General features: G+C 69.7%; 11 protein-coding genes. 2 read left to right on the top strand and 9 right to left on the bottom strand.

The window, feature by feature from the left end; translation table 11 throughout:
* Positions 1-116: 116 nt before the first annotated feature.
* The 9 genes from Q0Q23_RS18740 to hpaH all read right to left on the bottom strand — a co-directional run bounded on the left by Q0Q23_RS18740 (position 117) and on the right by hpaH (position 9,377).
* Positions 117-1,280 carry an ABC transporter substrate-binding protein gene (locus Q0Q23_RS18740; protein ID WP_295127865.1) on the bottom strand — a complete coding sequence of 388 codons (1,164 nt, stop codon included), beginning with the start codon at positions 1,278-1,280 and terminating at the stop codon, positions 117-119.
* 164 nt (positions 1,281-1,444) lie between these two features.
* On the bottom strand, positions 1,445-1,654 hold the full coding sequence (locus tag Q0Q23_RS18735; RefSeq protein ID WP_295127862.1) for a hypothetical protein: 210 nt from the start codon (positions 1,652-1,654) through the stop codon (positions 1,445-1,447).
* A gap of 98 nt (positions 1,655-1,752) precedes the next feature.
* On the bottom strand, positions 1,753-2,637 hold the full coding sequence (locus Q0Q23_RS18730; protein ID WP_295127859.1) for an ROK family protein: 885 nt from the start codon (positions 2,635-2,637) through the stop codon (positions 1,753-1,755).
* Between the two features lie 172 nt (positions 2,638-2,809).
* Complete coding sequence (gene hpaD, locus Q0Q23_RS18725; protein ID WP_295127856.1) at positions 2,810-3,949, bottom strand: 3,4-dihydroxyphenylacetate 2,3-dioxygenase; 1,140 nt, start codon at positions 3,947-3,949, stop codon at positions 2,810-2,812.
* 39 nt (positions 3,950-3,988) lie between these two features.
* Positions 3,989-5,536 (bottom strand): 5-carboxymethyl-2-hydroxymuconate semialdehyde dehydrogenase, encoded by a 1,548-nt coding sequence (hpaE, locus tag Q0Q23_RS18720; protein ID WP_295127853.1) that lies wholly within the window; start codon positions 5,534-5,536, stop codon positions 3,989-3,991.
* A gap of 41 nt (positions 5,537-5,577) precedes the next feature.
* A complete protein-coding gene (locus Q0Q23_RS18715; protein WP_295127849.1) occupies positions 5,578-6,294 on the bottom strand; it encodes a GntR family transcriptional regulator in 717 nt (238 codons plus the stop codon).
* On the bottom strand, positions 6,276-7,709 hold the full coding sequence (locus Q0Q23_RS18710) for a fumarylacetoacetate hydrolase family protein (RefSeq protein ID WP_295127846.1): 1,434 nt from the start codon (positions 7,707-7,709) through the stop codon (positions 6,276-6,278). The genes Q0Q23_RS18715 and Q0Q23_RS18710 overlap by 19 nt, the downstream gene beginning before the upstream one ends.
* 91 nt (positions 7,710-7,800) lie before the next feature.
* Entirely contained in the window at positions 7,801-8,607 is an 807-nt protein-coding gene (locus tag Q0Q23_RS18705; RefSeq protein WP_295127843.1) for an HpcH/HpaI aldolase/citrate lyase family protein, read from the bottom strand.
* Positions 8,592-9,377 (bottom strand): 2-oxo-hept-4-ene-1,7-dioate hydratase, encoded by a 786-nt coding sequence (hpaH, locus tag Q0Q23_RS18700; protein ID WP_295127841.1) that lies wholly within the window; start codon positions 9,375-9,377, stop codon positions 8,592-8,594. Before hpaH ends, Q0Q23_RS18705 begins: the two co-directional genes overlap by 16 nt.
* 292 nt (positions 9,378-9,669) lie before the next feature.
* Here hpaH and Q0Q23_RS18695 point away from each other — a divergent pair, with 292 nt between their 5' ends.
* Together Q0Q23_RS18695 and Q0Q23_RS18690 are read left to right on the top strand one after the other, a co-directional pair.
* Complete coding sequence (locus Q0Q23_RS18695) at positions 9,670-11,190, top strand: ABC transporter substrate-binding protein (protein ID WP_295127838.1); 1,521 nt, start codon at positions 9,670-9,672, stop codon at positions 11,188-11,190.
* 97 nt (positions 11,191-11,287) lie between these two features.
* On the top strand, positions 11,288-12,092 hold an 805-nt coding region (locus Q0Q23_RS18690; protein ID WP_295127836.1), incomplete at its 3' end, for an ABC transporter permease.

The raw sequence follows: 12,092 nt of genomic DNA, 5'->3' as shown, positions 1-12,092 counted from the left end.
TTGACGACGTTCATGACGCCGAAGACGAGGGAGATGCCGACCGCTCCGAGGGCGTAGACGTTCCCTCGGAGCAGGCCGGCGATCAGTGTGTCGATCATGATGTGCGGTTCAGCGGCTCAGCCGTTGTACGCGACCCACTTCCCGTCCTTGAGGATGCTCGGAGTGAGCTGCGGCGAGGCGACACGACGGGTCGACTGGTCGAAGGTGATCGTCCCGTAGACGACGCTCGGCACGTTCTTGAGCTTCTTGAAGCCGGCCAGGATGCCCTCGCGGCTGGTGCCGCCGATCTTCGCCGCGGCCACCGCCACGTTGAGCGCGTCGTAGGCACCGGCCTCGAAGCCGGTGACCTCGGACTCGTTCGGGTACTTCCTCGTGAACGCCTTCACGAAGTCCTGCACCTCCTTCGCGGGGTTGGACGCGAGGAACTCGGCGCCGTTGATCGCACCCTCGGCGTCCTTGGTGCCGTCGAACGACTGCTCGTCCTGGCCGCCGTAGAAGGTGCCGTCGTAGCCGATCGCCCGCAGCTGGGTGACCAGCTTGGCGGCGTCGGGCCCGTAGCCGATGTGCACGAATGCCTCCGGCTTGCCGGCGACGGCCTTGGTCAGCGACGGGCGGTAGTCGTCGGAGGTGTCGAGGACGCCCTCGGCGTCGGTGATCTTCAGGCCGATCTTCTTGGCCTCGGTTTTGAACGCGGTGAACGCCGGGATGCCCCAGTCGGCGGTGTTGAGGTAGGTCACTGCGACGGATCTGACGCCCTGCTTCTTGATGTAGTCCGCCGTCCAGGTGTAGGTGGCGCTCGTGGTGATGGAGGTCGACCACTGGTACTCGGTGCCCTTGGCGGTGAAGTCCGGGTTCGAGTTGTTGAAGCCGTACTGCAGCAGCTTGCCCGCGGTGTAGATCGGCGAGGCCGGGATCGAGGCCGCCGAGGAGTAGTCGCCGAACACGAGGCTGATGCTGTCGTCGCCCACGAACTTCTGCGCCACGGCGACCGACTGCTTGGGGTCGGACTGCGAGTCCTCGTACGTGAGGGCGACCGGGTGACCGTTGATGCCGCCCTTCGCGTTGACCTGCTCGACGGCGAGGTCGAACGCCTCCTTGAACTGCTCGCCGTACGCGGCGTACTGACCGGTCTCGGCCGCGGAGACGCCGAAGTAGACGGTGCTCTTGCCGCTGGAGGATCCTCCGGTCGCGGCGGACGAGTCGCTCGCGCAGGCGGCGAGTCCCACGACGGTGAGGGCGGCGACGGAGACGACGGCGGCGCTCCGGAGGGTTCTCTTCATGGCTGTGTCCTTCACATCGGGCTGACGATGACGCGGGAGGGGTGCGTCGCCGACGTTAGGACCGGCAGGGGCGCGCACGCACCCGCCGCCGTCACAAACCGTTGCGGTTGTTAATACACGTCACAGAGTTTGCGGACGCGCGGGTCCGCGAGGCAGGGCCGAGGTCAGACTCCGGAGTCGCCGTCGCGCTCGTCGACGACGGCCGCGTCGCTGTCGAACTCCGGCCGCCACTCCCCGTGCGAGTGCGTGCGGCCGATCAGGCACTGGCACGCCACCGCGATGACCGCGTCATCGTGCGCCGAGCGGAACAGCTCGGCGTGGGGCTGTCGCGCAGACCGCACCGGCGACGCGAGGGAGGAGATGGAACCTGCCATACCGGGAAGATAAGGCCGCCCGGCAGGGAAACCGCTGTCCGCCCGCCGACAGTACGCTGTCGAACCGCTCTCAATCGTGGGAGGCGTTCAGACCCGGTTCACCGCACCAGGTCGGCGGCCAGGCTGAGCGCGCCGACCAGGCCGGACGTTCCCGGCAACCCCGGCGCGACGAGCAGGTCGCGCGGGTCGCCGGTCGCGACCTGGGGCGGCCCGTAGCCTCCGGCGATGGAGGTCAGCGCCGGCCAGGTGCGCTCGAGCAGTCCAGGGGCGAGCATCACGCCGCCGCCGAGGACGAGGCGGTCGAGGCCGAGGGTCAGCACCGTCGTCCAGGCGAGCTGTGCGATGTAGTAGGCGAGGATCTCGTACCGTTCGTCCTTCTCGGCGGCCGGGAACGACGACGCGTCCTCACCCCAGCGGGCCAGCACGGCGGGGCCCGCGGTGAGGCCCTCCAGGCAGTCGCCGTGGTAGGGGCAGTGCCCCTCGAAGCGGTCGGCCGGGTGGCGACGCACCAGCAGGTGCCCGAGCTCGGGCCAGCCGTTGCCGCTGAGCGGGCGACCGTCGACCACGAGGCCGACGCCGACACCGGTGCCGATCGTCGCGTACCCGACGTTGCGTGCGCCGCGCCCGGCGCCCGCGCGGGACTCGCCGATCGCGGCGCCCGTGACGTCGCTGATGAACGCCGCAGGTGCATCGGCGGCGGCCCGCACCGCGGAGAGCACGTCCGTGTCCTTCCAGCCCGGCTTGGGGGTGGAGGTCACGAAGCCGTAGGTCGGCGACGCCGGGTCGGCGTCGGCGGGGCCGAAGGAGGCGATGCCGACGGCCTCCACCGGTCCGACCTCCGCGAGGAAGTCGGCGATGCGGCCCAGGGTCTCCTCCGGCGTCGTGGTGGGGAACCGCGTGACAGAGGTCGGCTCGGTCAGGTTCTCCCGGTCGGCGACACCGCAGACGATCTTCGTTCCGCCGGTCTCGATCCCTGCGATCATCGCGCATCTTCCTCTCGTCGTTCTCAAGAGAACGCTAGCCCACCCACCCCCGCCCTCTTCCCCACTCCGAGCCCCGCGAGGAGCCCGAAGGGCGCGTAAACGCCCCTAAAACGGAGTTTTAGGGGCGTTCGGGCGCCCTTCGGCGGCCCCTCGGCTCAGGCGACGGGGAGACTCAGACTTGGGCCCCGAGCTTGAAGCCGCGGGCCTCGTCGTCCTTGCGGGTGTACGAGAAGCCGTCGGCGCCGATGGTGACCTCCATCTCGGAGTCGTCGGTGCGCGTGGTGAGCGGCTGCGGGTTGCCGTCGAGGTCGAGCACGAGGGAGGCGTCGGTGTACCAGGAGGGCACGACCGGGTTGCCCCACCAGTCGCGGCGCTGGTTGTCGTGCACGTCCCAGGTGACGACCGGGTTGTCCGGGTCTCCCGTGTAGTAGTCCTGCGTGTAGATCTCGACGCGGTGGCCGTCGGGGTCGCGCACGTAGAGGTAGAACGCGTTGGAGACGCCGTGACGGCCGGGACCGCGCTCGATGACGTCGCTCATGCGGAGGGCGCCGAGCTTGTCGCAGATGGCGATGATGTTGTGCTTCTCGTGGGTGGCGAAGGCGACGTGGTGCATGCGCGGGCCGTCGCCGCCGGTCATGGCGGTGTCGTGCACGGTGGGCTTGCGTCGCATCCACGCGGCGTAGGTGGTGCCGGCCTCGTCCTGGATGTCCTCGGTGACGCGGAAGCCGAGGTCCTCCATGTACTTCACGGCGCGCGGCACGTCGGGCGTGACCTGGTTGAAGTGGTCGAGGCGCACGAGCGCGCCCGGGGTGTAGAGGTCGTACCGCCACGCGAGGCGCTCGACGTGCTCGACCTCGTAGAAGAACTCGTACGGGAAGCCCAGCGGGTCCTCCACGCGGACGCTGTCACCGACGCCCTTGGTGAAGCCCTCCGCGCGACGCTCCACCCGGCAGCCGAGCTCGGTGTAGAACTCCACCGCGCGGTCGAGGTCCTCCGGGGTGCGCACCCGGTAGGCGAACGCGGCGACGGCGGCCACCGGGCCCCTGCGCAGCACCAGGTTGTGGTGGATGAACTCCTCGAAGCTGCGCAGGTAGACGGTGTTCTCGTCCTCCTCGGTCACGACCAGGTCGAGCACGTTCACGTAGAAGTTGCGGCTGGCCTCCAGGTCGGTGACCACGAGCTCCATGTACGCGCAGCGCACGACATCCGGCGGGGCGGCCTTCGGGGTGGGGATGGCGTCGGTCGGTGCGGGGATCGGGTCGCCGGCGGTGGTCACCGGCTCCGGAGCGTCCGGAGTGATGGGAGATGTCATGTCAGAGCTTCCTTGCTTTGTGTCGAGCGATTGGAGGTGTCAGGCGTCGCCGGCGTCGTCGGCGGCCTCGTCGGCCTCCTCGGGCTGGTGGACCGTGGCGCCGAACCGGGCGGTGTGGACGGGGCCGAGCGTGATGTGCACGGCCTGCTGGTCGGTGTAGAAGTCGATGGAGCGGTAGCCGCCCTCGTGGCCCAGGCCGGACGCCTTCACACCGCCGAACGGCGTGCGGAGGTCGCGGACGTTGTGCGAGTTCAGCCACACCATCCCGGCCTCCACGTTCTGGGCGAAGGTGTGCGCGCGCTCCAGGTCGTTGGTCCAGAGGTAGGCGGCGAGACCGTAGCGGACGCCGTTGGCGAGTTCCAGCGCCTCCTCGTCGGAGTCGAACGGGGTGATCGCGACGACGGGGCCGAAGATCTCCTCCTGGAAGATCCGTGCGTCCGGCTTCACGTCGGCGAACACGGTCGGCGCCACGTAGTTGCCGTGCTCCAGGCCCGCCGGGCGGCCGCCGCCGGCGAGCAGCCGGCCCTCGCCCTTGCCGATCTCGACGTAGCTCATCACCTTGTCGAAGTGCTCGGGATGCACCAGCGCACCGACCTCGGTCTTCGGGTCGTGCGGGTCGCCGACCACGATGTTCTCGGCGCGGGCGGCGTAGCGCTCGCAGAACTCGTCGTAGATCGCCCGCTCCACGAGGATGCGCGAACCGGCCGTGCAGCGCTCGCCGTTCAGCGAGAACACCCCGAACAGGGTCGAGTCGATCGCGGCGTCGAGGTCGGCGTCGGCGAACACCACGGCGGGGGACTTGCCGCCGAGCTCCATCGACAGGCCCTTCAGGAAGGGCGCGGCGTTGGCGAAGATGAGCTGCCCGGTGCGGCTCTCGCCGGTGAACGAGATGAGCGGAACGTCCGGGTGCTTCACGAGCGCGTCGCCGGCCTCCTCGCCCAGGCCGTTCACCAGGTTGAAGACGCCGTCGGGCACGCCCGCCTCGCGGAAGATCTCCGCCCACAGGGAGGCCGACAGCGGCGTGAACTCGGCGGGCTTGAGCACCACGGTGTTGCCGGTCGCGAGCGCGGGGGCGAGCTTCCAGCTCTCCAGCATGAACGGCGTGTTCCACGGCGTGATGAGGCCGGCGACGCCGATCGGCTTGCGGTTGACGTAGTTGAGCTGGCTGCCCGGCACCTTGTAGGCGTCGTCGGCCTGGGCGACGATCAGGTCGGCGAAGAACCGGAAGTTCTCGGCGGCCCGGCGCGCCTGGCCGAGCGCCTGCGTGATCGGCAGGCCGGTGTCGAAGGTCTCGAGCTCGGCCAGGCGGGCGTCCTGGATCTCCACGGCGTCGGCGATGCGGTTCAGCACCCGGGCGCGCTCGCGCGGCTTCATCCGCGGCCAAGGGCCCTCCTTGAACGCGCGGGTCGCCGCGGCGACGGCGAGGTCGATGTCCTCCTTCTGCCCGGCCGCGGCCTGCACGTAGGTCTGGTTCGACACCGGGTCGAGCACATCGAAGGTCTTGCCCGAGACACTGTCGACGAACTTCCCGTCGATGAAGTGCTGGATGGTCGTGGGGAGGTTCTCGGGGATGTAGTGCTGCGGCATGCGGGCCTCCTTGGGGCTGGCGGGCGTGTGGCGGGGTCGGATCAGTGGTCGGCGCGCTCGTCGTGCGACGCGTGACTGCGCTGGTAATCGTGGACGGCGTCCAGGGTCGCCAGGCGGTGCCGGCGGGCGGCGAGCTCGATCTCGAGCGGCTCGGCGCCCGACTCGATGAGCGAGACGATGCGCTCGTGCTCGGCGACCGACGCGCGGGCGCGGCCGGGCACGAAACTGAAGACGGAGTCGCGGAGCACGGCGAGCCGGTTCCAGCCGCGGTGCACGAGGTCGAGGATGTGCGGATTCGGGCACTCCTCGAACAGCACCGAGTGGAACTCCTGGTTGAGCTGCGTGAAGCGGTGCGGATCGAACCCGTCGAGGCTCGCGATCATCGCGTCGTTGACCTGGCGGGCGCGGCGCAGGTGCTCGGCGGTGAGCCGCGGCGCGGAGAGCTGCGTGGCCGCACCCTCCACCAGCGCGAGCGTCTCCATCGTGTAGGTGTACTCGGTGGGGTGCAGGAAGGCGACCTGCGCGCCGACGTTCTTCTCGAACGTGACCAGGCCCTCGGCCTCCAGCCGGCGGATCGCCTCGCGCACGGGCACGACGCTGATGCCGAGCTCGCCGGCGATCGAGCCGAGCACGAGTCGGTAGCCGGAGACGTACCGGCCGTCCTCGATCCGCTCGCGGATGAACTCGTAGGCGAGCTGCGACTTGCTCGGGGCGACGGTCTTCCCGTTCGTGTCCGGCCTCACTGCTGTGTCAGCCATGCGGCGTACCTCTCCTTCCACGCGGCGTTCATCGGGAACAGGCCATCGACCTTCTCGCCCGCGGCGACCATCTCGGCGATGAACTCCTCCTCGCGCTCCTGCGCGATCGCGTCGGCCACGACCTCCTCGACGAGGGCGGGCGGGATGACCAGCAGGCCGTCGGCGTCGCCCACGATCACGTCGCCCGGCTGCACGGTCGCGCCGCCGCAGGAGATCGTGAGGTCGGTGTCCCACGGCACGTGCTTGCGACCGAGCACCGCGGGGTGCGGCCCGGCCGAGTAGGTCGGGATGTCGAGGGCGGCGACGACCGCGAGGTCGCGCACACCGCCGTCGGTGACGATGCCCGCGGCGCCGTTGACCTGTGCCCGCAGGGCGAGCACGTCGCCGACGGTGCCGCTGCCGCGCTCACCGCGCGCCTCGATGACGAGGACCTCGCCCGCGCCGACCGAGTCGAACGCGCGCTTCTGGGCGTTGTAGCCGCCGCCGTGGCTGGCGAAGAGGTCCTCCCGGTTGGGCACGAAGCGCAGCGTGCGCGCGGTGCCGATCACCTTCGTGCCGGGGCGCGTGGAGGTCAGGCCGTCGATGCTCACGTTGTCCAGGCCGCGCTTGCGCAGCTGGGAGCTGAGGGTGGCGGTGGCGACGGAGGCGAGCCGCGCCCGGAGGTCGTCCGTCAACGCGAACGCCGGCTCGGGCGGCGTGCCCCACGCTTCGGCGCGCTGCAGGTCGTCCACGCTCGGCTTCGTGCCGAAGTCGCCGAACGCCACCGTGCCCTCGGTGATCCGCGTGACCAGGCGGCCGGAGGTCGGGGCGCCCGGAGCGGTCGGGGCGTCCACCTCCACCTCCACCACGTCGCCCGGCTGCGTGACCGACGAGCCGGCCGGGGTGCCGGTGAGGATCACGTCGCCCGGCTCGAGGGTCATCAGCTGCGACAGGTCGGCGATCAGCTGACCGAAGGGAAAGATCAGGTCGTCGGTCGTGCCCTCCTGCACGAGTTCGCCGTTCAGCCAGGTGCGCACGCGCAGGGCGTCGGGCGCGACAGCAGAGGCCGGGATGACCTCCGGGCCCAGGGGTGTGAAGCCGTCGCCACCCTTCGAGCGGACGTTGGAGCCCTTGTCGGCCGCCCGCAGGTCGTAGAGGCCGAAGTCGTTCGCGGCCGTGACGCCGGAGACGGCGGCCCAGCCGTCCTCCGGCGCGACCCGGCGGGTGGGGCGCCCGATGATCAGGGCGATCTCGCCCTCGAAGGCGAGCAGTTCGGTGCCGGCCGGTCGTTCCAGCTCGCCGCCGCTCGCGGCGACCGACGAGGAGGGCTTGAAGAAGTACGAGGGCTGCGCGGGCGTGCGCCCGCGCTGGGCGGCACGCGAGCGGTAGTTCAGGTGCACCGCGATGATCTTGCCTGGCAGGCTGATGGCGCTCACGGGTGGCGGCTCCTCGTCGTCGGGGATGTGCGGAACGTATTCACGATTGTATACGATCTGTCGGGGCTGGGGCAAGCACGCACAGCCCCCATCAGTAGCTCGCGGCCTCCGGGCCGTCGGCCCCGAGGAACCGCTCGGCGAGTGCCTCCGACGCCCGCGCGAGCAGCGTCACGTCTGACCCCACCAGCACGTACGCCGCCCCGGCCTCGGCGTACCGGTCGGCCGTCGCCGGGTCGAACGCGTTCACGCCGACCGGGGTTCCGGCAGCGCGCCCGGCCCGGATCACGCTCTCGACCGCCGCGACGACATCCGGGTGGTTCTGCTGCCCCAGCAGGCCGAGGGAGGCCGCCAGGTCGGCCGGCCCGACCAGCAGGGCGTCCACCCCGTCCACCGCGGCGATCTCGCCGGCCACGGCGAGCGCCTCCCCCGTCTCGATCTGCACCGTCAGCGAGACGAGTTCGTGGGCGCGGGCCAGATAGTCCGGGATGCGGCTCCACCGCGACGACCGCGCGAGCGCGCTGCCGACGCCGCGCACGCCGAGGGGCGGGTAGCGCACGGCCCGCACCATCGCCTCCGCCTGCTCGACGCTGTCGACCATCGGCACCAGGACGTTCTGCGCGCCGAGGTCGAGGAGCTGCTTGAGGATGACGACGTCGCCGGAGGGTGCGCGCACGACCGGCGTCACCGGGTAGGCGGCGGCGGCTTGCAGCTGGGCGAGGATCGACTCCAGCCCGACCGGCGAGTGCTCCCCGTCGATGAGCAGGATGTCCAGGCCGCTTCCGGCGCAGATCTCCGCCATCAGGGCGCTCCCGCCGCACGACCACATCCCGTACAGGGTGCGGTCGGCAGCGGCGAGGCGGTCGGCGAACGTCGGCGTCGGCTCTAGCTGAATCGGCATGTCACGGCTCCCAGGGTTCCGTAGTCGGCGTGGATGGTGTCGCCGCGCTCGACCCACATCGGGCGCGTGAACGATCCGGCGAGGACGATGTCACCCTCCTCCAGGCGGCTGCCGTGCTGCGCGAGCTTGTTCGCCAGCCAGGCCACGCCGGACGCCGGATGGTCGAGCACGGCGGCGGCCACACCGGACTCCTCGATCGTCTCGTTGCGGTAGAGCAGCGCGCCGACCCAGCGCAGGTCGACGGCGTCGACGGCGACCGGTCGGCCGCCCACGACCATGCCGCCCATCGCGGCGTTGTCGGAGATCGTGTCGACGATCGTCCGCCCCTGCAGCTCGATGCGCGACGACAGGATCTCGAGTGCGGGCACGACATACTTCGTGGCGTCGAGCACGTCGAACAGGGTCACATCGGGCCCCTCGAGGGGGCGCGCCAGCACGAATGCCAGCTCGACTTCGATGCGCACGTTCGAGTACTGGTCGAACGGGATGACCGATCCGGTCTCGTAGACCATGTCGGCGAAGATCGCTCCGTAGTCGGGCTCGGTGATCCCGGTCGCCTGCTGCATGACCTTGGAGGTCAGGCCGATCTTGCGGCCCACCAGGCGGCGGCCGGCGGCGAGACCGCGCTCGACCCAGACGCGCTGCACGGCGTACGAGTCCTCCACCGTCATCTCGGGGTGGCGGGCGGTCAGCAGGGGGACGGTCGTCCGGTCCCGCTCGGCGGTCGCGAGTTCGTCCGCGATGGCCTGGATGGTCGGGCTGTCGAGCACCGATGGCTCCCTTCGACGGCGTAAGGAGTGGGGCCGATCGCCCCGTGTGGATCGTATATCATCCCGTACATCCTGGCCACCCCCGAACGCCGGACGGCGCGCCCACGCCCCGCCGATTTCGCGCGCGAGCCGCGCCATGTCAGGCTTCTCCCATCGTTTTTCTCCACTAGTTGCCTTTCTTGTCAACAACTGTAGAATTACCGCCACGGCACAGCGGAGTGTCAGCCGATCATCGATCGACGTCTGCTGTTTCGAGTTCCACTCCCTGCCTTGCGAACCGAGAGAAGACACCATGAAGAAAGCCTTGATCACAGCGGCCGTGGCCGCGGTGACCGTGCTGGCGCTGAGCGCCTGCGGCTCCGGGGGAAGCGAAACCACATCCACGAAGGCGGCGGCCGGCGGTCCGCTCAACATCGGCAACTTCGCCGACGTCACCAGCTGGGACCCGTCCCTGGCCGACGTCGGCTTCGACGGCCCCTACCTGTCGGCGGTCTACGACCCGCTGATCGCGGTCGACGGCGACGGCAAGCCCGTGCCCGCGCTCGCCACGAAGTTCGAGACCTCCGCCGACTACAAGACCGTCACCCTGACCCTGCGCACCGGCGTGAAGTTCTCCGACGGCGAGAAGTTCGACGCCGCAGCGGCCGTCAAGAGCCTGAACTACCTCAAGCAGGGCGCCCGCAGCGGCGAGGCCTACGCGAGCGTCGACAAGTTCGAGGCGGTCGGCGACGACACGGTGAAGATCGACCTGAAGGAGCGCGATGACACACTGCTCTACTTCATGGGCATCGGCCGCAGCTACATGATGGCGCCGAAGGCGATCGACGCGGGCACCCTCGCCAAGGAGCCGGTCGGTTCCGGTCCGTACACCCTCGCGTCCACGAGCGTGGCCGGCTCCGAGTACCACTTCACCAAGGTCAAGAACCACTGGGATGCCAAGCAGTTCCCCTTCGACCCGCTGGCCATCTACCCGATCCAGGACGCCACCGCGCGCGACAACGCGATGATGTCCGGCCAGATCAACGTCAACTACGCCGACGACACCGCCCTGCAGCAGGCCAAGCAGAACGGCTGGAACGTGGCGCAGAAGGTCTCCGGCTGGGTGGGCCTGCAGTTCACCGACCGGGCCGGCGAGAAGTTCAAGCCGCTCGGCGACGAGAAGGTGCGCCAGGCGCTCAATTATGCGTTCGACGGCGCCAGCATCCTCAAGTCCGTCGGCAACGGCGCGGGCAAGGTCTCGAACCAGGTGTTCCCGGCCGGGATGCCCGGCAACGTCACGTCGCTGAACTCGATGTACAAGTACAGCATCAGCAAGGCCAAGTCGCTGCTGGCCGAGGCCGGATACGCGGACGGGTTCTCGCTGCACCTGCCGATGTCGCAGGTCTTCCAGGTCTGGCAGCCGGTGGTCGACCAGACCTTCGGCCAGCTCGGCATCAAGGTCACCTGGGACGACATGCAGTACATGGACTACCAGAAGAACGCACCGACCTACCCGATGTTCGTCTCGTTCCTGTCGATGGACTCCAACCCGGTCGCGACCGTGCAGCGCATGATCAACCTGCCGCAGTGGTACAACCCGACCCCGCAGGTCGAGAAGTTCCCCGACGTGCAGGCCGCCGTGCAGAAGGTCCTGACCGCCAACCCGAGCGACCAGCTCAACCAGATCGAGGCGCTGAACAAGCTGGTCACCCAGAAGGCGTGGTTCTCGATCTGGTACCAGGCCGACAACAGCTACACCTCCACCTCGAACATCCGGATCACCCCGGTGGTCGGGATGATGTTCCCCACGCTGCGCCAGATCGCAGTCAAGTAGCCCAGCGCAGAACGACCCGCCGGGGGCGGGTCGCGCAGCCGGCGCGACCCGCCCCTCCCCCGCCCCCCGCTCCACCCGACCGGCAGGAACCCCGCACATGATCAGATTCACCGTCAAGAGGCTCGTCTCGGGCGTCATCCTCTTGCTGGCCGTCTCCATCGGCACCTTCTTCCTCGCCCACGCCGCGATCGGCGACCCGACCGCGGGCCTGCTCGGCAGCTCGGCGACCCCGGCCCAGCAGGCGGCCCTCGCCGCCAAGATCGGCACCGACCGGCCACTGCTCGTGCAGTTCTGGGACTGGGGCAGCCACGCGATCGTCGGCGACTTCGGCGACTCCTGGCGCAACTTCCAGCCGGTGAACGCGCAGATCGCCATCAAGCTCCCGGTGACGCTCTCCGTCGTCACCGCCGCGACCCTGCTCTCCGCACTCTTCGGCGGCCTGTTCGGCGTGCTCGCGGGCCTGCGTCCCGGCAGCGTCCTGGACAAGGTGATCAAGGCCGCGTCCGTCATCCTGTTCGCGCTTCCGGGCTTCTGGGTGAGCCTCGTGCTGGTGATCTGGTTCGCCGTCAACCTCAAATGGTTCCCCGCGGTCGGCTACGTGCAGCCGCAGGTGAGCGTCGACGGGTGGCTGCGCTCGATCACGCTGCCCGCGGTGGCGCTCTCGCTCGGGGCGATCGTCATGATCGCCGAGCAGCTGCGCAACGCGATCATCTCCACCGACAATCAGGACTTCGTCCGCACGCTGCGTTCGCGCGGCCTCTCGCAGCGGCGCGTCGTCGTGCACCTGGTGCGCAACGCGGCGCCGGCCTCCCTCACCGTGCTCGCGCTCATGTTCGTCGGCCTGCTCGGCGGCGCGATCGTGGTGGAGCAGATCTTCTCCCTGCCGGGGATCGGCGCCCTCA

Origin of the sequence: uncultured Leifsonia sp. (assembly GCF_945957465.1) — a bacterium.
Classification (GTDB): Bacteria; Actinomycetota; Actinomycetes; order Actinomycetales; family Microbacteriaceae; genus Leifsonia.
The sequence above is the reverse complement of the archived record's forward strand: the minus strand, read 5'-3'. Positions and strand labels throughout refer to the sequence as shown.

What these genes read in the sequence shown, in the direction of transcription:
- Q0Q23_RS18740 (WP_295127865.1), bottom strand. Translation starts at nt 1,280, where the DNA reads ATGAAGAGAACCCTCCGGAGCGCCGCCGTCGTCTCCGTCGCCGCCCTC.
- Q0Q23_RS18735 (WP_295127862.1), bottom strand. Translation starts at nt 1,654, where the DNA reads ATGGCAGGTTCCATCTCCTCCCTCGCGTCGCCGGTGCGGTCTGCGCGA.
- Q0Q23_RS18730 (WP_295127859.1), bottom strand. Translation starts at nt 2,637, where the DNA reads ATGATCGCAGGGATCGAGACCGGCGGAACGAAGATCGTCTGCGGTGTC.
- hpaD (WP_295127856.1), bottom strand. Translation starts at nt 3,949, where the DNA reads ATGACATCTCCCATCACTCCGGACGCTCCGGAGCCGGTGACCACCGCC.
- hpaE (WP_295127853.1), bottom strand. Translation starts at nt 5,536, where the DNA reads ATGCCGCAGCACTACATCCCCGAGAACCTCCCCACGACCATCCAGCAC.
- Q0Q23_RS18715 (WP_295127849.1), bottom strand. Translation starts at nt 6,294, where the DNA reads ATGGCTGACACAGCAGTGAGGCCGGACACGAACGGGAAGACCGTCGCC.
- Q0Q23_RS18705 (WP_295127843.1), bottom strand. Translation starts at nt 8,607, where the DNA reads ATGCCGATTCAGCTAGAGCCGACGCCGACGTTCGCCGACCGCCTCGCC.
- Q0Q23_RS18695 (WP_295127838.1), top strand. Translation starts at nt 9,670, where the DNA reads ATGAAGAAAGCCTTGATCACAGCGGCCGTGGCCGCGGTGACCGTGCTG.